This is a genomic window from Superficieibacter sp. HKU1 (assembly GCF_029319185.1).
Classification (GTDB): domain Bacteria; phylum Pseudomonadota; class Gammaproteobacteria; order Enterobacterales; family Enterobacteriaceae; genus Superficieibacter.
This window is the reverse complement of record NZ_CP119754.1, coordinates 3085632-3110160: the sequence shown is the minus strand read 5'-3', so window position 1 is coordinate 3110160 and position 24529 is coordinate 3085632. Positions and strand designations below refer to the sequence as shown.

The following is a 24529-nucleotide window of genomic DNA, read 5'->3' as shown; positions in this document are numbered from 1 at the left end:
AGCGCCACCCGGCATCGTGTGCACCGGGCCAATGCTGTGGGCGATACTCCGGTTACAGCGGCGAGTCCTGGCTAATCTCATCCAGCGACAAATGAAAACTTGGCACAAACACCTGCATGAAATAATCCATCTCCTCGCTGCGGCGGACTTCCAGCGTTTTTTCCAGGCGGCCTTTCGCCAGCAAAAATTCGTTATTCCCCGCAGATAACTCTTCGAGGCATTTTAAATACGCGCACAGCGCATCGGCCTGCTTGACGATGGACCGCTCCTCTTCGCTGTACTGATGCTCATCAATCAGCGGGGCAAAAATATCGCGCAGCTCTTCCGGCACCATATCCACCAGTTTTTGCTGGGCGATCTTTTCAATTGCCTTATATTCCTGGGCAATTTGCGAGTTGAAATACTTCACCGGCGTCGGTAAGTCGCCGGTCAGCACTTCCGACGCATCGTGGTACATTGCCAGCAACGCAATACGTTCGGGGTTCAGCGTGCCGTTAAACTTGCGGTTTTTGATCGCCGCCAGCGCGTGAGCAACCATCGCAACCTGTAAACTATGCTCAGAAACGTTCTCGGTGCGCACATTGCGCATCAGCGGCCAGCGGTTAATTAACTTCAGGCGGGAGAGGTGGGCAAAGAAATGACTCTGGCTCATGGTGACCCTTTTGAACAACAACAGTGAAGGGCATTGTGCGCTGAGAGGGCCGCCGGATGCAAACCCCGGCGGCCAGAGAAGGCGAAATTAAAGCTGATGATAGCCGGAAAGGAAACGGCTAAATTTGCCGAGTGCCATTTCCAGTTCGTCCACGCGCGGCAGCGTCACGATGCGGAAGTGATCCGGCCACGGCCAGTTAAAGGCGGAGCCCTGGACCAGCAATACTTTTTCCTGTAACAGAAAATCGAGCACCATGCGCTGATCGTCATGAATATTAAAGCGTTTGGCGTCGATTTTCGGGAACATATACAACGCGCCTTTCGGTTTAACGCAGGAGATGCCAGGAATATCGTTAATCAGTTCCCAGGCCCGGTTGCGCTGCTCGTAAAGCCGTCCGCCCGGCAGAATGAATTCACTGATGCTTTGATAGCCGCCGAGCGCGGTCTGAATCGCGTGCTGCGCCGGAACGTTGGCGCACAGGCGCATGGAGGCCAGCATCTCCAGCCCTTCGATATAGCCTTTCGCGTGTTTCTTCGGCCCGTTCAGCACCATCCAGCCCTGACGGAAACCCGCCACACGGTAAGTTTTTGACAGCCCGTTAAAAGTGATGGTCAGTAAATCCGGAGCCAGCGGGGCAATAGAGTGATGCTCTGCCTCGTCGTAGAGGATCTTGTCGTAGATTTCATCAGCAAAGATAATCAGATTATGCTGGCGTGCCAGTTCGACGATCTCCAGCAGCAGCTCTCTGGAATACACCGCGCCGGTTGGGTTATTCGGGTTGATGATGACAATCCCGCGGGTGCGCGGAGTGATTTTGGCGCGAATGTCGTCGAGATCCGGGAACCAGTCGGAGGATTCGTCGCAAATATAGTGTACGGCTTTACCGCTGGAGAGCGCGACAGCCGCCGTCCACAGCGGGTAATCCGGAGCCGGAACCAGCATCTCATCGCCGCTGTTGAGCAGCGCCTGCATAGATTGCACAATCAGTTCAGACACGCCGTTACCAATATAAATATCCTCAACGGTGACGTCGCGCATACCGCGCGCCTGATAGTGCTGCATAATGGCTTTACGTGCGGAATACAGCCCTTTTGAATCGCAATAGCCCTGCGCGGTCGGCAGGTTGCGGATCACGTCGACCAGAATTTCATCGGGTGCTTCAAAGCCAAAAGGGGCTGGGTTACCAATGTTAAGCTTCAGAACTTTATTACCCTCTTCCTCAAGACGTTTTGCCTCTTTCAGAACCGGGCCACGGATGTCATAACAGACATTATCTAATTTGCTGGATTTTTCGATGGGGGACATGAACCTTGACCTTTTAGCGATGAGTACCACTCCCTGCCGTGGAAGCGTTACCGAATAATGTACTCCCCACAGGGCGTTTTTTGAAGGGTCTATAGATGAAGATTTCGCGAAATAGCGGTTTTCAGCCCGCGCATTCTTGCTGCTTTACATCATATAAACGCTATTAACCTTTAATGTAATAGTAAAGGGGGTGATTTATGTCTGCTGTTCCGCTTACAGAACTCTATTTTATGCTGAAAATCGGTGGCTAAGCGCACTCATAGACCGCCCTAAGCAAGCGCATATCTTCTGTACTGTCCAACGGTGTCATTTATTTGTCTGAGCAATATATCTCTAATATATGAAACCATTTATGTGAATTTGGTGTTAAATATTGTTAATAAAATATTCATTAGATAATTAAAGGTTCTTTATTATTTATGATTCAGCTTAAGTAAATGTTAATTGAATAAAGTGAATTCCGACGACGAAAAAGATCTTTGTAAGATTATTCGTAGATGCTCTTATAACCGAAGAATTTTTCGGTTAAGATACCAGTATGAATAGTCTGGGGGCGTGCCAGTCGCGGCCATGACCTTCATGTGAAAATGCTTTATTACGTTGTTATTGCTTATGTTTCGTTTGCAATATAGTAAGGAATATCGTGCAAAGCGGTCACAAACCGTATTGCACGGTAGTTTGCAGGCGTGAAGTATTTATGGCTGACGTTATCTATAAATGCCCGGCGTGAATATTCTTTCTTACTTTTGCATTTCAAAATATAGCCAGGGAGCCTGCTGAGTGTTAGCAGGTATGTATTTGCAATAACGCTCGTTCAGATCCCCTGTGCAGGACAAACCTGTCGGGTGGGTATAAATGGAATTGCCTGACTTTTTGAGCACAGCATCAATCCAGGCAGGTCAGTTGCGAGCAGCCTGTAAGTGGAAAAATATGATTAACGCAAATCGTCCGATAATTAATCTCGACCTCGATCTGCTGAGAACCTTTGTGGCGGTCGCCGATTGCAACACCTTTGCAGCGGCGGCTGTCGCGGTTTGTCGAACTCAATCTGCCGTCAGTCAGCAGATGCAGCGGCTCGAACAGTTGGTAGAAAAAGAGCTTTTTGTTCGTCATGGTCGTAATAAGCTGCTCACCGAACAGGGGATCCAGCTTTTGGGCTACGCACGCAAAATCCTGCGTTTTAATGATGAAGCGTGTTCGTCGCTGGTCTTCAATGATTTACACGGCGAGTTGACTATCGGGGCATCCAGCGAATCTGCTGATATTCTGTTGCCGTTTTTGCTCAACCGTATTAGCTCAGCCTGGCCGCGGCTGGCGCTGGATATTCGTATAAAGCACAACTCGACTCTTGTTGACATGATGGAAGGTCAGGAAGTCGACCTGATGTTGACCACCGAACGCCCGTCGCAGTTTGCCTGTCAGATGTTACGGACTTCCCCTACGCTGTGGTATTGTGCAGCGGAATTTATGTTACAGAAATCGGAGCCGATTCCGCTGGTCATCCTTGATGAACCGAGCCCGTTCCGGGAAATGGCCATTCGCACCCTGGATGAAGCCCAAATTCCATGGCGGCTTGCCTATGTCGCCTCCACGCTCTCTGCGGTCAGGAGTGCCGTAAAAGCCGGGTTAGGCGTGACCGCCCGACCTGTGGAAATGATGGGACCGGAGTTGCGGGTATTAGGGCGTGCCGACGGATTACCTTCATTACCGGATACGGACTATCAGCTCTGTTATAACCCGTACAGCACCAATGAGCTGGCGCATACTATTTTCAGAACATTGTATGACGCTCAACGTCCTTTGCTGAGTCCGCTGCCTACCTATGAAGGGGGAGAGAAAAACCTCGTCATTGAAGAGGATGTCGAGTAACGCTTTCCGCGTTATCCCGTAACAAATTGTAAATGTAAAAATAAACCGCAGACGACAGAAAACGTCGCTGTGGTTTATTTTTTGAACAATTGTCAATGTACACCGATCGTGTCTCCAGCTGGTTTTCTGGCTGCTTCACGCTTAAGTCCTTGTTTAACCTTTATTGTTGAATAACCCTTTTTCTCTTCAGACTATTGGCTAATGTTAATAATTACCGCAAATTTGTTGCCTTTTTTAGGGTTGGATTAACAAAAGCGTGTCACAGATCAAGAAAATACTCCTCATTAGGGGGAGGCATTACGGCAAAATCCTGTCAAAATAGGAGGGTAATACATTTCTCTGTCGCTGACGGACACGATTCAACAGCGCCAAACCCTGACAATGAACCCGGTTTCTTTCAGGGGAAAAGGCACTAAATGTTAATGAAACGTGTTTGATGTGAATTAATGTGAAGAAACTTTTGTTAAAGTTGACAAAAGGTTATAGAAAGGAGTAAAAAACCACATCATTTAGCGGTTTTAATATTTACCCAGTAAATGTATGGTTTTTTATTCCTCCCCATGAACAGATGTGGCGCTCACCTGCCGTTAAGAGCAGGGGTTTTAGTGCTACCTTTTGAGCTAAGCAATGCGTATGTCAACATCCACTGAAGTCATCGCTCATCACTGGGCATTCGCTGTATTTCTCGTCGTTGCCATCGGCCTGTGCTGCTTAATGCTGGTTGGCGGCTGGTATCTTGGCGGCCGCGCCCGTGCCAGGCACAAAAACACCCCCTTTGAATCGGGTATTGATTCAGTCGGCACTGCCCGACTGCGCCTGTCCGCCAAGTTTTATCTGGTCGCGATGTTCTTCGTTATCTTTGACGTAGAAGCCCTTTATCTCTTTGCATGGTCGACTTCAATCCGCGAAAGTGGCTGGGTAGGTTTTGCAGAAGCTGCAATTTTTATTTTAGTGCTGCTGGCTGGCCTGGTTTACCTCGTTCGTGTGCGTGCCCTGGACTGGACGCCTGTACGTTCGCGCCGTGAACTGATGAACCCGGAAACAGACCGCACTAATCGTTAACGCCAGAAGCGAGGCAATAAGATGGATTATACGCTCACCCGCATAGATCCTAACGGTGAGAACGACCGTTACCCCCTGCAAAAACAGGAGATTGTAACCGATCCCCTCGAGCAGGAAGTTAACAAAAGCGTGTACATGGGCAAGCTTGAGCACGCCCTGCATGACATGGTGAACTGGGGCCGTAAAAACTCAATCTGGCCGTACAACTTCGGCCTGTCCTGCTGCTATGTCGAAATGGTGACGTCATTCACTGCGGTGCATGACGTTGCGCGTTTTGGCGCAGAAGTTCTGCGTGCCTCGCCGCGTCAGGCGGATCTCATGGTGGTAGCGGGAACCTGCTTTACCAAGATGGCCCCGGTGATCCAGCGTCTGTACGATCAGATGCTGGAGCCGAAATGGGTTATTTCCATGGGCGCCTGTGCCAACTCTGGCGGTATGTACGATATCTACTCGGTGGTGCAGGGCGTCGATAAATTTATCCCGGTGGATGTGTATATCCCCGGCTGCCCGCCGCGTCCGGAAGCCTATATGCAGGCACTGATGCTGCTGCAGGAGTCGATTGGCAAAGAGCGTCGTCCGCTGTCATGGGTGGTCGGCGATCAGGGCGTGTACCGCGCCAACATGCAGTCGGAACGCGAGCGTAAACGCGGCGAACGTATTGCAGTGACTAATCTGCGTACGCCTGACGAGATTTAATTTGCGCCTGTCGGCAGAGGACAACATCTTCGCATAGCAAAACAAATAGCGCGAAGCTCTGCCGGACAGTCACCACGGACCATTTGCAATGGTGAACATTATGACCGATTTAACCGCGCAAGACGCTGCATGGCAGACCCGGGACCATCTGGATGACCCGGTCATTGGCGAACTGCGCAACCGTTTTGGGCCGGATGCCTTTACCGTTCAGGCGACCCGCACCGGGGTTCCCGTTGTTTGGGTTAAGCGTGAGCAGTTACTGGAAGTGGGCGATTTCTTAAAGAGACTGCCAAAACCTTACGTCATGCTGTTTGATTTACACGGCATGGACGAACGTCTTCGCACGCACCGTGACGGGTTACCCGCCGCGGATTTTTCCGTTTTCTACCACCTGATTTCCATTGAACGCAATCGCGATATCATGCTCAAGGTGGCATTGTCTGAAAACGACCTGCGCGTGCCGACCTTCACCAAACTTTTCCCTAACGCCAACTGGTACGAGCGTGAAACCTGGGAAATGTTCGGTATTGATATCGAAGGCCACCCGCACCTGACGCGCATTATGATGCCGCAGACCTGGACCGGCCACCCGCTGCGTAAAGACTATCCGGCGCGCGCCACCGAGTTCGATCCGTTTGAGCTGACCAAAGCGAAACAAGATCTGGAAATGGAAGCGCTGACCTTCAAGCCGGAAGACTGGGGGATGAAGCGTGGTACCGAAAACGAGGACTTTATGTTCCTCAACCTCGGCCCGAACCACCCGTCCGCGCACGGTGCGTTCCGTATAATCCTGCAGCTGGACGGCGAAGAGATTGTCGACTGTGTGCCTGACATCGGCTACCACCACCGTGGCGCTGAGAAGATGGGCGAGCGCCAATCCTGGCACAGCTACATTCCGTATACCGACCGTATCGAGTACCTCGGCGGCTGCGTTAACGAGATGCCCTATGTACTGGCGGTAGAAAAACTGGCAGGCATTAAGGTGCCGGAACGCGTTGATGTCATCCGCGTGATGCTCTCTGAGCTGTTCCGCATTAACAGCCATCTGCTGTATATCTCGACCTTCATTCAGGACGTCGGCGCGATGACGCCGGTGTTCTTCGCCTTTACCGACCGTCAGAAAATCTACGATCTGGTGGAAGCCATTACCGGTTTCCGTATGCACCCGGCATGGTTCCGCATCGGCGGCGTGGCGCACGATCTGCCGCGCGGCTGGGATCGTCTGCTGCGTGAATTCCTCGACTGGATGCCGAAACGTCTGGCGTCCTATGAGAAAGCGGCGCTGCGCAACACCATTCTGAAAGGCCGTGCCCAGGGCGTGGCCGCTTACGGTGCCAAAGAGGCGCTGGAGTGGGGCACCACCGGCGCGGGCCTGCGTGCGACCGGCATTGACTTCGACATTCGTAAGGCGCGTCCTTACTCTGGCTACGAAAACTTCGACTTTGAAGTTCCGCTCGGCGGCGGGGTGTCCGACTGCTATACCCGCGTAATGCTGAAAGTTGAAGAGCTGCGCCAGAGCCTGCGTATTCTTGAGCAGTGCCTCAATAACATGCCGGAAGGCCCGTTCAAAGCGGATCATCCGCTGACGACGCCGCCGCCGAAAGAGCGCACGCTACAGCATATCGAAACCCTGATCACCCACTTCCTGCAGGTATCGTGGGGGCCAGTCATGCCTGCTAACGAATCCTTCCAGATGATCGAGGCGACCAAGGGGATCAACAGCTACTACCTGACCAGCGACGGCAGCACCATGAGCTACCGCACCCGCGTGCGCACCCCAAGCTTTGCGCACCTGCAGCAGATCCCCTCGGCGATCCGCGGCAGCCTGGTGTCGGATCTTATTGTCTATCTGGGCAGTATCGATTTTGTTATGTCAGACGTGGACCGCTAATTATGCACGAAAATCAACAACCACAGACCGAGGCTTTTGAGCTGAGTGCGGCAGAACGTGAAGCAATCGAACATGAATTGCATCACTATGAAGATCCGCGTGCCGCGTCCATTGAAGCGCTGAAAATCGTTCAGAAGCAGCGTGGATGGGTGCCGGATGGCGCGATCTACGCTATTGCTGAAGTCTTACAAATTCCGGCCAGCGACGTTGAAGGCGTGGCGACATTTTACAGCCAGATCTTCCGTCAGCCGGTGGGCCGTCACGTGATCCGCTACTGCGACAGCGTGGTTTGCCATATCACTGGCTATCAGGGCATTCAGGCAGCGATTGAGAAAAAACTCAATATCAAGCCGGGCCAGACCACCTTTGACGGGCGTTTCACTCTCCTGCCGACCTGCTGTCTGGGCAACTGCGACAAAGGGCCGACCATGATGATTGATGAGGATACTCACAGCCATCTGACGCCGGAGGCGATCCCCGATCTGCTGGAGCAGTATAAATGAAGAACATTATACGCACTCCCGAAACGCATCCGCTGACCTGGCGTCTGCGCGACGACAAGCAGCCGGTATGGCTGGACGAATATCAGAGCAAAAATGGCTATGAAGGCGCGCGCAAAGCGCTCTCCGGCATGGCCCCTGACGATATCGTTAACGCGGTGAAAGACTCCGGCCTGAAAGGTCGCGGCGGCGCGGGCTTCTCCACTGGTCTTAAGTGGAGCCTGATGCCGAAAGACGAATCCATGAACATCCGTTACCTGCTGTGTAACGCCGATGAGATGGAGCCCGGCACCTATAAAGACCGTCTGCTGATGGAGCAGCTGCCCCACCTGCTGGTGGAAGGCATGCTGATCTCCGCGTTCGCCCTGAAAGCGTACCGCGGCTACATCTTCCTGCGCGGCGAATATATCGAAGCGGCGGAAAATCTGCGCCGCGCGATTGCTGAAGCTACCGAAGCGGGCTTGCTGGGCAAAAATATTCTCGGCACCGGTTTTGATTTCGAACTGTTCGTGCATACCGGGGCAGGGCGCTATATCTGCGGCGAAGAAACCGCGCTGATTAACTCTCTGGAAGGCCGTCGCGCCAACCCGCGTTCCAAGCCGCCGTTCCCGGCGAGCAGCGGCGTGTGGGGCAAACCGACCTGCGTCAATAACGTCGAAACCCTGTGTAACGTACCGGCGATCCTTGCCAACGGCGTGGAGTGGTATCAGGGCATTTCAACCAGCAAAGACGCGGGTACCAAACTGATGGGCTTCTCCGGCCGGGTGAAAAATCCGGGCGTCTGGGAGCTGCCGTTTGGCACCACCGCGCGCGAAATCCTCGAAGAATATGCGGGTGGCATGCGCGACGGGCTGAAATTCAAGGCCTGGCAGCCGGGCGGCGCGGGAACCGACTTCCTGACCGAAGCGCATCTTGATCTGCCGATGGAATTTGAAAGCATCGGCAAAGCGGGCAGCCGTCTGGGTACGGCGCTGGCGATGGCGGTTGACCATGAAATTGGCATGGTGCCGCTGGTGCGCAACCTGGAAGAGTTCTTCGCCCGCGAGTCCTGCGGCTGGTGTACGCCGTGCCGCGACGGTCTGCCGTGGAGCGTGAAAATTCTGCGCGCGCTTGAGCGCGGCGAAGGCCAGCCGGGGGATATCGAGACACTTGAGCAACTGTGTCGTTTCCTCGGGCCGGGTAAAACCTTCTGTGCACATGCGCCAGGCGCGGTCGAACCGCTGCAAAGCGCGATTAAATATTTCCGCGACGAATTCGAAGCAGGCATCAAGCAGACCTTCAGCAATACCCATGTGATTGGTGGTATTCAGCCGAACCTGCTGAAAGCGCGCTGGTGAGTTAACGATTTTTAATTTGGAAGCATGCTAATGGCTACGATTCATGTAGACGGCAAAGAATACGAGGTCAACGGTGCGGACAACCTGCTACAGGCATGTCTGTCTCACGGCCTTGATATTCCTTACTTTTGCTGGCACCCGGCGCTGGGCAGCGTCGGGGCTTGCCGCCAGTGTGCGGTGAAGCAATATCAAAACGCGGAAGACACGCGTGGTCGCCTGGTCATGTCCTGTATGACGCCGGCCTCGGACGGAACGTTTATCTCCATCGATGATGAAGAAGCGAAACAGTTCCGCGAAAGCGTGGTGGAGTGGTTAATGACCAACCACCCGCACGACTGTCCGGTGTGTGAAGAGGGCGGCAACTGTCACCTTCAGGATATGACCGTAATGACGGGCCACAGCTTCCGTCGTTATCGTTTTACCAAACGTACCCACCGCAATCAGGATCTGGGGCCGTTCATCTCGCATGAAATGAACCGCTGCATCGCCTGCTACCGCTGCGTGCGTTACTACAAAGATTATGCCGACGGTCAGGATCTGGGCGTGTATGGCGCGCACGACAACGTCTACTTCGGTCGTCCGGAAGACGGCACCCTGGAAAGCGAATTCTCCGGCAACCTGGTGGAAATCTGCCCGACCGGCGTGTTCACCGATAAAACCCACTCCGAGCGTTATAACCGTAAGTGGGACATGCAGTTTGCACCGAGCATCTGCCAGCAGTGCTCGCTGGGCTGTAATACCAGCCCTGGTGAGCGCTACGGCGAACTGCGTCGCATCGAAAACCGTTATAACGGTACCGTGAACCACTACTTCCTCTGTGACCGCGGTCGTTTTGGCTACGGTTACGTGAACCTGAAAGACCGTCCGCGTCAGCCGGTACAGCGCCGTGGCGCGGATGTCATCACCCTCAACGCCGAACAGGCGATGCAGGGCGCGGCGGATATTCTGCGCCAGTCGAAAAAAGTGATTGGTATCGGCTCACCACGCGCCAGCGTTGAAAGTAACTTCGCGCTGCGTGAACTGGTCGGCGCGGAAAACTTCTATACCGGCATCGCGCGCGGCGAGCAGCAGCGCCTTGAACTGGTACTGAAAGTGCTGCGCGAAGGCGGCATCCGTACCCCGGCGCTGCGTGAAATCGAATCTTACGATGCGGTGCTGATTCTGGGTGAAGACATTACCCAGACCGGCGCACGCGTCTCGCTGGCCGTGCGTCAGGCAGTGAAGGGTAAAGCGCGCGAAATGGCAGCGGCGCAGAAAGTCGCCGACTGGCAGATTGCCGCCATCCTGAACATCGGCCAGCGTGCGAAGCATCCGCTGTTTGTGACCAACGTCGATAGCACCCGTCTGGACGACATCGCGGCATGGACCTACCGTGCCCCGGTGGAAGATCAGGCGCGCTTTGGCTTTGCCATCGCTAACGCGCTGGACAGCAATTCGCCGGCGGTAGACGGTATCGATCGCGATCTGCAAAACAAAATTGACGTCGTGGTACAGGCCCTCGCGGGGGCGAAGAAACCGCTGATTATCTCCGGGACTAACTCGGGCAGCGCGGATGTGATCCAGGCGGCGGCCAACGTGGCGAAAGCACTTCACGGGCGTGGCGCGGACGTGGGCATCACCATGATTGCGCGCGCGGTTAACAGCATGGGCCTCGGCATGATTGGCGGCGGCTCGCTGGACGACGCGCTTGACGAGCTGGAATCCGGCGCGGCAGACGCGGTAGTGGTACTGGAAAACGATCTGCATCGTCACGCCAGCGCCGCTCGCGTTGATGCTGCGCTTGCCAAAGCACCGCTGGTGATGGTGGTTGACCATCAGCGCACCGCCATTATGGATTATGCGCATCTGGTTCTGCCTGCGGCGAGCTTCGCTGAAAGCGACGGCACGGTCATTAACAACGAAGGCCGCGCGCAGCGCTTCTTCCAGGTTTACGATCCGGCGTATTACGATAACAGCACCGTCATGCTGGAAAGCTGGCGCTGGCTGCATTCGTTGCACAGCACCGTCGAAAATCGCGAAGTGGACTGGACGCAGCTTGACCATGTCATTGACGCGGCCATCGCGGCGATGCCGCAACTGGCAGGCATTAAAGATGCTGCGCCGGATGCCGCGTTTCGTATTCGCGGACAGAAACTGGCGCGTGAACCGCACCGCTACAGTGGCCGCACGGCGATGCGCGCCAATATCAGCGTGCATGAACCGCGTCAGCCGCAGGATAAAGACACTATGTTCGCCTTCTCCATGGAAGGGAACAACCAGCCGTCCGCGCCGCGCTCGCAAATTCCGTTTGCCTGGGCACCGGGCTGGAACTCCCCGCAGGCGTGGAACAAGTTCCAGGCCGAAGTGGGTGGGCATCTGCGTCATGGCGATCCGGGCGTGCGCCTGATTGAAGCCTCCGAAACGGGGCTGGATTTCTTTGCCAGCGTGCCGGAAAGCTTCCGGGCAGAAGACGGGAAATGGCGTATCGCGCCTTACTACCATCTGTTCGGCAGCGATGAAATGTCGCAGCGTTCGCCGGTGTTCCAGCAGCGTATGCCGCAGCCTTATATTCGCCTGAATCCGGCGGATGCAGCCAAACTTGGCGTTAACGCCGGGGCCAACGTCTCCTTCAGTTATGAAGGCCAGACCGTCAGCCTGCCGGTGGTGATTGCCGAAGGATTGACGGCAGGGCAGGTGGGCTTACCGATGGGGATGCCGGGTATCGCCCCGGTACTGGCTGGCGCACGTCTTGAGGATCTGCGGGAGGCACAAGCATGAGCTGGTTAACACCGGAAGTTATTGATGTTCTGTTAAGCATCCTGAAAGCAGTTGTGATCCTGCTGGTGGTGGTAACCTGCGGCGCGTTCATGAGCTTCGGCGAACGTCGTCTGCTCGGTCTGTTCCAGAACCGTTACGGACCGAACCGCGTGGGCTGGGGCGGTTCGCTCCAGCTGGTCGCGGACATGATCAAGATGTTCTTTAAAGAGGACTGGATCCCGAAATTCTCGGACCGCGTCATCTTTACCCTGGCACCGATGATCGCTTTCACCTCGCTGCTGCTGGCCTTCGCTATCGTGCCGGTTAGTCCCAGCTGGGTAGTGGCCGACCTGAACATCGGGATTTTGTTCTTCCTGATGATGGCGGGTCTGGCAGTCTATGCGGTGCTGTTCGCCGGCTGGTCCAGTAATAACAAATACTCGCTGCTCGGTGCGATGCGTGCGTCTGCGCAGACCCTGAGCTATGAAGTGTTTCTGGGATTGTCCGTGATGGGCGTGGTGGCGCAGGCCGGTTCATTCAATATGACCGACATCGTTAATAACCAGGCCGACATCTGGAACGTCATTCCGCAGTTCTTTGGTTTTGTGACCTTTGCCATCGCGGGCGTGGCGGTCTGTCACCGCCATCCGTTTGACCAGCCGGAAGCCGAGCAGGAACTGGCTGACGGTTACCACATTGAATATTCCGGCATGAAATTCGGTCTGTTCTTTGTGGGGGAATACATCGGTATCGTTACTGTATCGGCGATGATTGTCACCCTGTTCTTCGGGGGCTGGCAGGGCCCGTTCTTACCGCCATTCATCTGGTTCGCCATCAAAACGGCGTTCTTTATGATGATGTTTATTTTGATCCGCGCATCGTTACCGCGTCCGCGTTATGACCAGGTAATGTCCTTCGGCTGGAAAATTTGCCTGCCGCTGACGCTGATCAACTTGCTGGTAACGGCGGCTGTCATTCTCTGGCAGGCGCAATAAGGGGCTTATAGACCATGACCTTAAAAGAATTAGTAGTGGGCTTCGGCACCCAGGTTCGTAGTATCTGGATGATCGGCCTGCACGCCTTCGCCAAACGCGAAACGCGCATGTATCCGGAAGAGCCGGTTTACCTGCCGCCGCGCTACCGTGGCCGTATCGTGCTGACGCGCGATCCGGATGGTTCAGAGCGCTGCGTTGCCTGTAACCTGTGTGCGGTAGCCTGTCCGGTAGGCTGTATCTCGCTGCAAAAAGCGGAAACCAAAGATGGCCGCTGGTATCCGGAATTTTTCCGCATCAACTTCTCACGCTGCATTTTCTGCGGCCTGTGCGAAGAGGCCTGTCCGACCACGGCGATTCAGCTGACGCCGGACTTTGAGCTGGGCGAGTACAAGCGTCAGGATCTGGTATTCGAAAAAGAGGATCTGCTGATCTCCGGTCCGGGCAAATACCCGGAATATAACTTCTACCGGATGGCAGGTATGGCAATCGACGGCAAAGATAAGGGCGAAGCGGAAAACGAAGCTAAGCCTATCGACGTCAAAGGCCTGTTACCGTAAGGAGAGGGGCAATGGAGTTCGCTTTTTATATCTGTGGCCTGGTTGCCATCCTGACGACGCTCAGGGTCGTTACGCATACCAATCCGATCCATGCGCTGCTGTATCTGATTGTGTCCCTGCTGGCGATTGCGGGGGTTTTCTTTTCCCTCGGCGCGTATTTTGCCGGGGCGCTGGAGATCATCGTTTACGCCGGGGCCATCATGGTGCTGTTCGTTTTCGTGGTGATGATGCTCAACCTGGGCGGTTCTGAAATCGAACAGGAGCGCCAGTGGCTGAAGCCGCAAATCTGGGCTGGCCCTGCGGTGTTATCCGCGGTGCTGCTGGTGGTGATGATTTACGCCATTCTGCACGTTAACGATCAGGGTATCGACGGCGCGGCAATCAGCGCGAAAGCGGTTGGCATTACGCTGTTTGGCCCTTACGTTCTGGCGGTTGAACTGGCTTCTATGCTGCTGCTGGCGGGTCTGGTTGTCGCTTTCCACGTCGGGCGCGAAGATCGCGCGGGCGAGGTGCTGAGCAACCGTCCGAATGACAGCGCGAAAAGAAAAACGGAGGAGCACGCATGATCCCCTTACAACATGGGCTGATCCTTGCAGCCATTCTGTTTGTGCTGGGTTTAACCGGACTGGTCATCCGCCGCAATCTGCTGTTTATGCTGATTGGGCTTGAGATCATGATTAACGCTTCCGCGCTGGCCTTTGTGGTGGCGGGAAGCTACTGGGGCCAGACCGATGGTCAGGTGATGTACATTCTCGCCATCAGCCTTGCGGCTGCCGAGGCGAGTATTGGCCTGGCGCTGTTGCTGCAGCTCCATCGTCGCCGCCAGAATCTGAACATCGATTCAGTAAGTGAGTTGCGTGGATGAACATGCTTGCCTTAACCATTATTCTGCCATTGATTGGCTTCCTTCTGCTGGCGTTCTCACGCGGACGCTGGTCTGAGAATCTCTCAGCCACGGTTGGCGTGGGCTCTATCGGCCTTGCGGCGCTGGTCACCGCGTTTGTCGGCATGGATTTCCTGAATGGCGATCGTACCCCGTTCAGCCAGCCGCTGTGGACCTGGATGTCGGTCGGCGATTTTAATATCGGTTTTAACCTCGTGCTGGACGGCCTGTCGCTGACCATGCTCTCGGTAGTAACCGGCGTCGGCTTCCTGATCCATATGTTCGCTTCCTGGTACATGCGTGGGGAAGAGGGCTACTCCCGCTTCTTCGCCTACACTAACCTGTTTATCGCCAGCATGGTCATTCTGGTGCTGGCCGATAACCTGCTGCTGATGTATCTCGGCTGGGAAGGCGTGGGCCTGTGCTCCTATCTGCTGATCGGCTTCTACTATACCGATCCGAAGAATGGCGCGGCAGCGATGAAAGCCTTTGTGGTGACGCGCGTCGGTGACGTGTTCCTCGCCTTCGCGCTGTTCATTCTCTATAACGAACTGGGTACGCTGAACTTCCGCGAAATGGTCGAACTGGCACCGCAGCACTTCGCCAACGGCAGCACCACGCTGCAGTGGGCAACGCTGATGCTGCTGGGCGGCGCGGTCGGTAAATCGGCACAGCTGCCGTTGCAGACCTGGCTTGCTGATGCGATGGCCGGTCCGACGCCGGTCTCCGCTTTGATCCACGCCGCAACGATGGTCACCGCGGGCGTGTATCTGATTGCACGTACGCACGGCCTGTTCCTGATGACCCCGGAAATCCTGCATCTGGTCGGTATCGTCGGTGCGGTGACGCTGGTGATGGCAGGTTTCGCCGCGCTGGTACAGACCGACATCAAACGCGTGCTCGCCTACTCCACCATGAGTCAGATTGGCTACATGTTCCTGGCGCTGGGCGTTCAGGCGTGGGATGCGGCGATTTTCCACCTGATGACCCACGCGTTCTTTAAAGCGCTGCTGTTCCTGGCATCCGGCTCGGTGATCCTGGCCTGCCACCACGAGCAGAACATCTTTAAAATGGGCGGCCTGCGTAAGTCGATTCCACTGGTGTACCTGAGCTTCCTGATTGGTGGCGCGGCGCTGTCGGCGCTGCCGCTGATTACCGCAGGTTTCTTCAGTAAGGACGAAATCCTCGCAGGTGCGATGGCCAACGGTCACATCAACCTGATGGTTGCCGGTCTGGTCGGGGCGTTTATGACTTCGCTCTATACCTTCCGGATGATTTTCATTGTTTTCCACGGCAAAGAACAGATCCACGCCCACGCAGGGAAGGGGATCACTCACCATCTGCCGCTGATCGTGCTGATGCTGCTGTCCACTTTCCTCGGCGCGCTGATTGTGCCGCCGTTGCAGAATGTGCTGCCGCATACCACTGAGATGGAGCACGGACGTGTACTGACGCTGGAGTTCACCTCAGGCGTTGTGGCGATTGCCGGTATCCTGATTGCTGCCTGGCTGTGGCTGGGTAAACGCACGCTGGTGACTTCAATTGCGAACAGCGCACCGGGCCGCTTCTTCGGCACCTGGTGGTTCCATGCCTGGGGATTTGACTGGCTGTACGACAAAGTGTTCGTGAAGCCGTTCCTTGGCATTGCCTGGCTTATCCGTCGCGATCCGCTTAACGCGCTGATGAACATCCCGGCTATCCTTTCCCGCTTTGCAGGTAAAGGACTGCTGTTCAGCGAAAACGGTTATCTGCGCTGGTACGTGGCGTCGATGAGCATTGGCGCAGTCGTGGTGCTGGGTCTGCTGATGGTATTGCGTTGAGTTGAGACTTTGGGATGGTCGGGCTGTGTTGACCCGACCTGCATAGAGTAGGCCCGGTAAGCGCAGCGCCACCGGGCATCAAGTCCCAAAGTCCCACGTGAGTTTTGTGAGAATTCGTTGAAATCAGGTCTCTCAGGAGACTTAAACAAGGAACAAAGATCGCCATGCTATTACCCTGGCTAATACTAATTCCCTTTATCGGCGGCTTCCTGTGCTGGCAGACCGAACGCTTCGGCGTGAAGGTGCCGCGCTGGATCGCGCTGATCACCATGGGATTGACGTTTTTGCTCTCCCTGCAACTCTGGTTGCAGGGTGGCTATTCTCTGACGCAATCCGCCGGTTTACCGCAGTGGCAGTCAGAATTTTTGCTGCCGTGGATCCCGCGTTTTGGTATCTCCATTCATCTGGCGCTGGATGGGCTGTCGCTGCTGATGGTGACCCTGACCGGTCTGCTTGGCGTACTGGCGGTGCTCTGCTCATGGCGTGAGATCGAAAAATATCAGGGCTTCTTCCATCTGAACCTGATGTGGATCCTCGGCGGCGTTATCGGCGTGTTCCTCGCCATCGATATGTTCCTGTTCTTCTTCTTCTGGGAGATGATGCTGGTACCGATGTACTTCCTGATTGCGCTATGGGGCCACAAAGCCTCCGACGGGAAGACGCGTATTTCTGCGGCCACCAAGTTCTTCATCTATACCCAGGCCAGCGGTCTGGTCATGCTGATTGCCATTCTGGCGCTGGTATTCGTGCACTACAGCGCGACCGGCGTCTGGACTTTCGACTACGAAGCGCTGCTGAAAACGCCGATGTCGCACGGTGTGGAATACCTGCTGATGCTGGGCTTCTTCATCGCCTTTGCGGTGAAAATGCCGGTGGTGCCACTGCACGGCTGGCTGCCTGACGCACACTCGCAGGCCCCGACTGCCGGTTCCGTCGACCTCGCGGGCATCCTGCTGAAAACGGCGGCCTACGGTCTGCTACGTTTCTCCCTGCCATTATTCCCGAACGCGTCGGCGGAATTTGCGCCGATTGCCATGTGGCTCGGCGTGATCGGCATTTTCTACGGCGCGTGGATGGCCTTTGCCCAGACCGATATCAAACGTCTGATTGCTTACACCTCCGTGTCGCACATGGGATTCGTGCTGATTGCAATTTACACTGGCAGCCAGCTGGCGTACCAGGGCGCGGTGATCCAGATGATTGCCCACGGACTTTCTGCCGCCGGGATGTTCATTATTTGCGGCCAGCTTTATGAGCGTCTGCATACCCGTGACATGCGCATGATGGGCGGTCTGTGGAGCAAAATTAAATGGCTGCCAGCCATGTCGCTGTTTTTCGCAGTGGCAACGCTCGGGATGCCGGGCACCGGTAACTTCGTCGGCGAATTTATGATCCTGTTCGGCAGCTACAAGGTGGTTCCGGTCATTACGGTGATTTCAACCTTCGGTCTGGTGTTCGCCTCCGTATATTCGCTGGCGATGCTGCACCGCGCGTATTTCGGTAAAGCGAAGAGCGAAATCGCCGCGCAAGAACTGCCGGGAATGTCGCTGCGCGAGCTGTCTATCATTCTGCTACTGGTTGTGCTGCTGGTACTGCTGGGCTTCTGGCCTCAGCCGATTCTGGATACCTCGCATTCAGCGATGAGCAACATCCAGCAGTGGTTTGTTAATTCCGTTTCTACTACAAGGCCGTAAATCGCCATGACAATAACTCCACAACACCTGATTGCGCTGCTACCGCTGCTAATCGTCGGTCTGACGGTGGTGGTCGTGATGCTCAGCATTGCGTGGCGACGCAATCATTTTCTCAATGCCACGCTGTCGGTCATTGGGCTTAATGTCGCGTTAGTTTCGCTCTGGTTTGTTGGCCAGGCGGGCGCAATGGACGTCACGCCGCTGATGCGCGTCGATGGATATGCAATGCTGTATACCGGGCTGGTCCTGTTGGCGAGCCTCGCCACCTGTACTTTTGCCTATCCGTGGCTGGAAGGCTATAACGATAACCAGGAAGAGTTCTACCTGCTGGTACTGATTGCCGCGCTGGGCGGGATCCTGCTGGCAAACGCCAACCATCTGGCGTCGCTGTTCCTCGGTATTGAGCTGATCTCGCTGCCGCTGTTTGGTCTGGTGGGTTACGCTTTCCGCCAGAAACGCTCGCTGGAAGCCAGCATCAAATACACCATCCTCTCTGCCGCAGCCTCGTCTTTCCTGCTGTTCGGCATGGCGCTGGTGTATGCGCAGTCCGGCAACCTGTCGTTCCTCGCCATCGGTAAGAGCCTCGGCGACGGCATGCTGCACGAGCCGCTGCTGCTGGCGGGGCTTGGTCTGATGATCGTTGGCCTCGGCTTTAAACTGTCGCTGGTGCCATTCCACCTGTGGACGCCGGATGTTTACCAGGGCGCGCCTGCGCCGGTTTCCACCTTCCTGGCGACGGCAAGCAAAATCGCTATCTTCGGCGTGGTAATGCGTCTGTTCCTCTATGCCCCGGTCGGCCACAGTGAAGCGGTACGCGTGGTGCTGGGCATTATTGCCTTTGCCTCCATCATCTTCGGTAACCTGATGGCGCTGAGCCAGACCAACATCAAACGTCTGCTCGGTTACTCCTCCATTTCCCACCTCGGCTACCTGCTGGTGGCGCTGATTGCCCTGCAAAGCGGCGAGATGTCGATGGAAGCAGTAGGCGTTTATCTGGCCGGTTATCTGTTCAGCAGCCTCGGCGCGTTTGGCGTGGTCAGCCTGATGTCCAGCCCGTATCGCGGCCCGGATGCTGATTCGCTGTTCTCCTATCGTGGTCTGTTCTGGCACCGTCCGATTCTGGCCGCGGTGATGACGGTGATGATGCTGTCGCTGGCGGGTATTCCGATGACGCTCGGCTTTATCGGTAAATTTTACGTGCTGGCCGTCGGTGTCCAGGCGAACCTGTGGTGGCTGGTTGGCGCGGTGGTGGTCGGTTCCGCGATTGGTCTCTACTACTACCTGCGCGTGGCGGTGAGTCTGTACCTGAGCGCGCCGGAGAAACTGAACCGCGATGCGCCATCAAACTGGCAGTACAGCGCGGGCGGTATCGTGGTGCTGATCTCCGCGCTGCTGGTGCTGATCCTCGGCGTCTGGCCGCAGCCGTTGATTAGTATTGTGCAGCGGGCATTACCGCTGATGTAAGCGCGATGCAGAAGTAAAAAAACCGCCGGAATAGGCGGTTTTTTTATGGTCGATAACAAACCTGCCTGGCTATTGTATGCGCCGTTTTGCCGGGTGGCGGCTTCGCCTTACCCGGCCTACGAAAATGATGAATATCAACAGGTTATTCGTGATCCACAGGCCTGTGTGAGCGCAGCGCCGCCAGGCATAATTCCACGGACTAACATTTGTCAGCGCTCTGAAACCGGCGGTTTTTTTATGGCACATTCCCAACGATACATTAACCGATCTTTTTTCGAACATGTTATAAAAGGAACGCATTATCAGACAGGGACGTGAAAATGAGCATCCACTTGTGGACTGAAATTCAGCAATTGAGGGAACGCATCCCCGTAGGTATAAAACCTGCCCAACGATTGTTAACCCAAACCAAAGGCGATGTCGCCGCGGCAGTGACGTGTTTTCATGCCGAACAGACGGCTTTGTTGAAGGAAAAAGCGGGTATCACGCTTCAGGAGGCAGAGCGCTTTCTGCTTCAGGCTGGCTATGATTTTGCGCAGTCCCTCAAACTTATAGAACAAAAACGCTATACGCTGACTGAATTAATCCTGCGTAAATATAACAATAAAAATGAAGCGGTAGACAAGATCGCGTTAGCCATTGCGTATGAATGGAACCTCACTCGCCGCTATTGGTTTTGCGATGATGATCTGAAAAATCTGCCGCCCGTTTTACGCTGCTTTATGCTGGTTTGCGAATGGCGAAATTATGATGGCTGGGAAGATTTCTCCAGCGCACTATTCTTTGAATTGACGAGATATTGTGAACAATTAACAATGCTGGGGTTACATAAGCTGGCAGCAACATTGATGACTGCAAGGAAATATTATGATGAACTCTTATCAGTGCATGGTAAAAAAGCACATGAAATAGTCTGCCAGGACAAGCGGTTTAACGCGTTAGAAGCGCTGTATCATCAGCAGGAGTACGCCATTGATGACGCCCTGGTGACGCTGGCTAAAAATAATCTTGATGTGTTTCCATGCCGTCATCAAAAGGTTCCTTAATAAAGCATTTCGTTTCATTAAGGAACAGCTTTTTTATTTAGTTAGCCGGGTAAATAATAGTACTACATAATATGTTATTCCGCATGGTTACGCGCATCACCCAGATGCTCTGAACACAATTTACTGAACTGCATTCGCCATTCATTTAAATTAAAACCATATCGATCCTGAAACGCCGTCGTCTCACTGGACATGATATAGCCATAATTGTGCAATAACGTTAGTGCCAATCGTGGCTTGTCTTGAGAAAAATAATCATCAATACAGGCCTGCATCATCAGGTAATTAGTATTTTCTTTAACGCCACCATAGTTCAGATCCATTTCTTTTGCCGCTACTCTGCGTACAACAGGATCGTCCCTGAATTGAGGCAGTCTGGCTGCCTGAGTCAGCATCTGAATAACTTTATTATCTGGCATACCGAAGGTCCAGTTACTGAGCCAGGCGTTAAGCGCTGCTTCAGCGGCAGCATCGTCTTCTCTGCGCCGACGATGCTGACCAGCAAGGGTTAACCAATACTCACTGACTTCGGGCAATTGCTTTGTGGCGTTGATTAAGCGGGGCAGGGCGTCATCCATTTCCCCGGAAGACAGATATTCTTTGGCTAACCTGAATTGCACAGGAGCAAAGCTGTGATCTTCAATCGCGATATCATTTTCATAAGGATCGCCGTCATTGATATCCAGCCATTCTCTGAATTTCTCTACGCTGGAGAATGCTGGCACCATAAGCCATTCGTCGTGGTAAAGCTCACAAACGATAGGATCGTTGTTTTCTTTCTCCAGTGGCCAGTACAAGCCAAAACAGTCACCATTACCCAGTGCCGCGTCCGCAAGAGGAAGAAATCCGCAAGGCGGAAAAGGACCGGGACAAATGCCATCAGCCTCTATGGATAAGGAATGATTTAAAAAAGGGAGTTTCATTGACGATTCCTGGCCTGAAATGATAATGCATAATAAAGATTAATTATTAATAGCATGGCAGTAATAAAAATGCATCCGCCAGCAGCCGGAAAGCTTTATTCATTTTTATCATTCATCAATAATATAAAAACCCCATCCACCACTTTTGCCATTTTCTCATAATTCAGCCGATCCGCCGTATCTCCCGGCTGGTGATATTCTGTATTACGATAAAATGCCGTATCCGTCACCATCACAGCGCTGATGCCCTGACGCCAGTAATTCATATGATCGGAAAAGTCGATACCAGGCACCCATTCCGGGGCGTTGATGGAGTAGACGGGTAAGCCTTCGGCACCCAGCAACGCCGCTTTCACCTGGCGCACCGCGCTGATATCGTTCAGTCGTCCAATTACGGCGATGAAATCTCCGCGATCGGGATATAACGTGCTGAGTGCGGAAAAGGGATAGCGCTGACTGCCGGGCTGTGAATCGTAATAGCCGATCATTTCCAGCGCCACCATCAGTTTTACCGGGCGCTGCACAGTGCTGGCATGGACCGCGCTGCCCATTTCATCGCTGCGGAAAAAGGGCGGTTCCTCCGAAGCATAGGCGACCAGTTCGACGCCGGTTTTTAGCGGCGCGTGTTGTAGCAGGCGAGCCAGCTCCAGCAGACCGGCGACGCCGCTGGCGTTGTCGTCCGCGCCGGGCGTGTAGTGCATCGCCTCACCATCATCTCCGGCCACGGCGTCATAATGCGCACCGATGATAATCACCGGGCCTTGCTGCGGGCCATAGCGGGCGATGATATTACGGAAAGGGCCTCCCGTTATCGGCACAGCCTGTTCGCTGACCTGTGCGCCATGTTGCTCAAACACCTGCGTAATATACTTTGCTGCGGCGTCCAGATGTTCGCGGCGATCGGCGCTGCGTGGAAAAAGCGTTTCGGAGAAATAGCGAACGTCTTTCTCCAGCCGTTGTGGATCGGCATGCTGTTTACCGGGAGGCAAGGGCGTCACCCAGGGCTGATACAGGATTGCAGCGGCAGACGCGATAACAATAAAAGCCATGAACAGAGCGGTGAATAACCCCCGTTTAAACCTGAACATTATTTACCTCAAAAATATAATTGTGTTTTTTATTATTGGCGGTTATCGATTGCGGGTGATGCGATATTTTACTTTCGCTATGCTGATAATAAAAGTAAAGCGGAATATAATGCAGGCTATCTGCCGGGAATTACCGGGTATAATTGAAAAGGAATTTGTATGCTTAATAGAAAAGCATTAATGCTGTTGATGGGTGGAGTTATTCTTTCAGGCTGTGGGCCAGAGCCTTCCGACCCGCAAGGAAATAATCCGGATGAGCCAAAACAGGAGCAGGCTGTTCAGAAAGAAAATAGCGCTCAGGCCGGGGATAACGCCATCGCGAAAAGTCAAACCGAGGCCGCCCGCCAGGCAGCGGAAAAAGCAGCCGAAGATAAAGCTAATGCTGAAGCTAAAGCACGCGCCGCTAAGATGGCAGCTGAAGCCGAAGCTCAGGCAGCAGCCGATGCAACGCAATATGAGATGCCGTCACGTGCTAAAGCACGGGCACAGAAAGTGCCCGTTGCACTAAGCGGTCGCCTGCAAGCAAACCTTAATGGTGTTTCAAACCCCAGGACGGGTACCGCACGTTACGAACACTACGATGAAAACCCGATCAAACAAGTAAGCCAGTCACCCCTCGCCACGTTTAGTCTGGATGTAGACACTGGCAGCTACGCTAACGTGCGGCGCTTTCTGAATCAGGGGCAACTGCCGCCGCCCGACGCCGTGCGGGTAGAAGAGATGCTCAACTATTTTCCTGCCCCTCAGGTTAAAAAAGATATCAACACCTCACAGGCCGCCAGTAAACCGATGCCATTTGCGGTCAAATACGAACTGGCTCCCTCGCCGTGGAATGCGCAGCGCACGCTGTTAAAAGTCGATGTTCAGGCAAGGGACATGAAGACCGTGGAGCTGCCGCCTGCCAATCTGGTCTTTCTCATTGACACGTCCGGCTCAATGCACTCCGCAGAACGCCTGCCGCTGATCCAGTCAGCATTAAAGCTGCTGGTTAACGACCTGCGCGCGCAGGATCACATCACCATCGTGACTTACGCGGGCGAAACTCGCGTCGCGCTTGAGTCCACGGCAGGGAATGACAAAAACGCGATTAAAGCGGCAATTGACAGCCTGAATGCTTATGGCGGTACGGGAGGAGAGGCTGGGTTACGGCTGGCCTACGAGCAGGCTGAAAAAGGGTTTATTAAAGGCGGCGTAAACCGTATTTTGCTGACCACCGACGGTGACTTTAACCTCGGTATTACCGATCCCAAAGACATCGAAGCGCTGGTGAAAAAAGAGCGCGAGAAAGGTATCACCTTATCCACGCTGGGCGTCGGCGATGACAACTTCAACGAAGCCATGATGGTTAGAATTGCTGATGTAGGTAACGGCAATTACAGCTATATCGACTCCCTCTCTGAGGCGCAAAAAGTCCTCAATGATGAAATGCATCAAACGCTGGTCACCGTTGCCAAAGATGTAAAATCGCAAATCGAATTTAACCCGCAGTGGGTGACCGAGTACCGGCAGATTGGTTATGAAAAACGCCAGTTGCGCGACGAGGATTTTAATAACGACAAGGTGGATGCTGGTGATATCGGCGCGGGTAAACACGTCACGCTGTTCTTTGAACTGACGCTTAACGGGCAGAAAGCCTCGGTGGATAAACTGCGCTACGCTCAGGACAACGCCGCATCAAAGCCAACAAAATCAAGCGAGCTGGCGTGGATCAAGCTGCGCTGGAAAGCGCCGCAGGCCAGCGAAAGCACCTTAGCCGAGTTCCCGGTCGTTAAGGGAGAGATGCCAACCTTTACTAACGCTTCTGAAGATTTTCGTTTCCGGGCTGCGGTAGCGGCATACGGGGAAAAACTGCGTGGTTCAGAATATCTGGCGGATACGACCTGGCCGCAAATTATCAAATGGGGTGAACAGGCCCGCGGGGAAGATAAACAGGGCTATCGCGCGGAGTTTATCAAACTGGTAAAACTGGCGGAAGGCTTATCTCATTGATTGTCCGGGGATGTCTGCATGA

At 54.2% G+C, this 24529-nt stretch carries 20 protein-coding genes; 16 read left to right on the top strand and 4 right to left on the bottom strand.

Annotated features, from left to right (window positions below):
• Window positions 1-52: 52 nt before the first annotated feature.
• Together yfbR and alaA are read right to left on the bottom strand one after the other, a co-directional pair.
• A complete protein-coding gene (gene yfbR / locus P0H77_RS14850; protein ID WP_276157606.1) occupies window positions 53-652 on the bottom strand; it encodes a 5'-deoxynucleotidase in 600 nt (199 codons plus the stop codon).
• A gap of 87 nt (window positions 653-739) precedes the next feature.
• Entirely contained in the window at window positions 740-1957 is a 1218-nt protein-coding gene (gene alaA / locus P0H77_RS14845; protein WP_276157605.1) for an alanine transaminase AlaA, read from the bottom strand.
• 930 nt (window positions 1958-2887) lie between these two features.
• On the opposite strand from alaA, the gene P0H77_RS14840 reads away from it, so the two are divergent.
• From P0H77_RS14840 to P0H77_RS14770, 15 genes are all read left to right on the top strand, one after another.
• The gene (locus P0H77_RS14840) at window positions 2888-3826 is read left to right on the top strand and encodes a LysR family transcriptional regulator (RefSeq protein WP_276157604.1); all 939 of its coding nucleotides are present in this window, start codon (window positions 2888-2890) and stop codon (window positions 3824-3826) included.
• Window positions 3827-4453: 627 nt separating this feature from the next.
• On the top strand, window positions 4454-4888 hold the full coding sequence (gene nuoA, locus P0H77_RS14835) for an NADH-quinone oxidoreductase subunit NuoA (protein WP_103674371.1): 435 nt from the start codon (window positions 4454-4456) through the stop codon (window positions 4886-4888).
• 21 nt (window positions 4889-4909) lie between these two features.
• Window positions 4910-5584 (top strand): NADH-quinone oxidoreductase subunit NuoB, encoded by a 675-nt coding sequence (nuoB, locus tag P0H77_RS14830; RefSeq protein ID WP_002913178.1) that lies wholly within the window; start codon window positions 4910-4912, stop codon window positions 5582-5584.
• An 88-nt stretch (window positions 5585-5672) separates the two neighbouring features.
• On the top strand, window positions 5673-7475 hold the full coding sequence (gene nuoC / locus P0H77_RS14825; RefSeq protein WP_276157603.1) for an NADH-quinone oxidoreductase subunit C/D: 1803 nt from the start codon (window positions 5673-5675) through the stop codon (window positions 7473-7475).
• A 2-nt stretch (window positions 7476-7477) separates the two neighbouring features.
• Window positions 7478-7978 carry an NADH-quinone oxidoreductase subunit NuoE gene (gene nuoE, locus P0H77_RS14820; RefSeq protein ID WP_103674369.1) on the top strand — a complete coding sequence of 167 codons (501 nt, stop codon included), beginning with the start codon at window positions 7478-7480 and terminating at the stop codon, window positions 7976-7978.
• Window positions 7975-9312, top strand: coding sequence for an NADH-quinone oxidoreductase subunit NuoF (nuoF, locus tag P0H77_RS14815; RefSeq protein WP_176920346.1), 1338 nt, complete (start codon window positions 7975-7977; stop codon window positions 9310-9312). The genes nuoE and nuoF overlap by 4 nt, the downstream gene beginning before the upstream one ends.
• Window positions 9313-9342: 30 nt before the next feature.
• Complete coding sequence (gene nuoG / locus P0H77_RS14810) at window positions 9343-12069, top strand: NADH-quinone oxidoreductase subunit NuoG (RefSeq protein WP_276157602.1); 2727 nt, start codon at window positions 9343-9345, stop codon at window positions 12067-12069.
• On the top strand, window positions 12066-13043 hold the full coding sequence (gene nuoH / locus P0H77_RS14805) for an NADH-quinone oxidoreductase subunit NuoH (protein WP_176920348.1): 978 nt from the start codon (window positions 12066-12068) through the stop codon (window positions 13041-13043). The genes nuoG and nuoH overlap by 4 nt, the downstream gene beginning before the upstream one ends.
• Before the next feature lie 14 nt (window positions 13044-13057).
• Window positions 13058-13600 carry an NADH-quinone oxidoreductase subunit NuoI gene (nuoI, locus tag P0H77_RS14800; RefSeq protein WP_103674365.1) on the top strand — a complete coding sequence of 181 codons (543 nt, stop codon included), beginning with the start codon at window positions 13058-13060 and terminating at the stop codon, window positions 13598-13600.
• An 11-nt stretch (window positions 13601-13611) separates the two neighbouring features.
• Entirely contained in the window at window positions 13612-14166 is a 555-nt protein-coding gene (gene nuoJ / locus P0H77_RS14795) for an NADH-quinone oxidoreductase subunit J (RefSeq protein ID WP_176920349.1), read from the top strand.
• Window positions 14163-14465 (top strand): NADH-quinone oxidoreductase subunit NuoK, encoded by a 303-nt coding sequence (gene nuoK, locus P0H77_RS14790; RefSeq protein ID WP_049841347.1) that lies wholly within the window; start codon window positions 14163-14165, stop codon window positions 14463-14465. The genes nuoJ and nuoK overlap by 4 nt, the downstream gene beginning before the upstream one ends.
• Window positions 14462-16303: an NADH-quinone oxidoreductase subunit L gene (gene nuoL, locus P0H77_RS14785; protein WP_276157601.1), complete on the top strand. Its 1842-nt coding sequence runs from the start codon at window positions 14462-14464 to the stop codon at window positions 16301-16303. Before nuoK ends, nuoL begins: the two co-directional genes overlap by 4 nt.
• 164 nt (window positions 16304-16467) lie before the next feature.
• On the top strand, window positions 16468-17997 hold the full coding sequence (nuoM, locus tag P0H77_RS14780) for an NADH-quinone oxidoreductase subunit M (RefSeq protein WP_176920351.1): 1530 nt from the start codon (window positions 16468-16470) through the stop codon (window positions 17995-17997).
• A 6-nt stretch (window positions 17998-18003) separates the two neighbouring features.
• Window positions 18004-19461 (top strand): NADH-quinone oxidoreductase subunit NuoN, encoded by a 1458-nt coding sequence (nuoN, locus tag P0H77_RS14775; protein ID WP_276157600.1) that lies wholly within the window; start codon window positions 18004-18006, stop codon window positions 19459-19461.
• A gap of 320 nt (window positions 19462-19781) precedes the next feature.
• On the top strand, window positions 19782-20507 hold the full coding sequence (locus tag P0H77_RS14770) for a hypothetical protein (RefSeq protein ID WP_276157599.1): 726 nt from the start codon (window positions 19782-19784) through the stop codon (window positions 20505-20507).
• 74 nt (window positions 20508-20581) lie between these two features.
• Here the strand turns inward: P0H77_RS14770 and P0H77_RS14765 are convergent, their stop codons facing one another.
• Together P0H77_RS14765 and P0H77_RS14760 are read right to left on the bottom strand one after the other, a co-directional pair.
• A complete protein-coding gene (locus tag P0H77_RS14765; RefSeq protein WP_276157598.1) occupies window positions 20582-21430 on the bottom strand; it encodes a tetratricopeptide repeat-containing protein in 849 nt (282 codons plus the stop codon).
• A 95-nt stretch (window positions 21431-21525) separates the two neighbouring features.
• Window positions 21526-22479, bottom strand: a complete 954-nt coding sequence (locus P0H77_RS14760; RefSeq protein WP_276165148.1) for a M28 family peptidase — start codon at window positions 22477-22479, stop codon at window positions 21526-21528.
• Between the two features lie 198 nt (window positions 22480-22677).
• On the opposite strand from P0H77_RS14760, the gene P0H77_RS14755 reads away from it, so the two are divergent.
• Window positions 22678-24507: a VWA domain-containing protein gene (locus tag P0H77_RS14755; RefSeq protein WP_276157597.1), complete on the top strand. Its 1830-nt coding sequence runs from the start codon at window positions 22678-22680 to the stop codon at window positions 24505-24507.
• Window positions 24508-24529 lie beyond the last annotated feature (22 nt).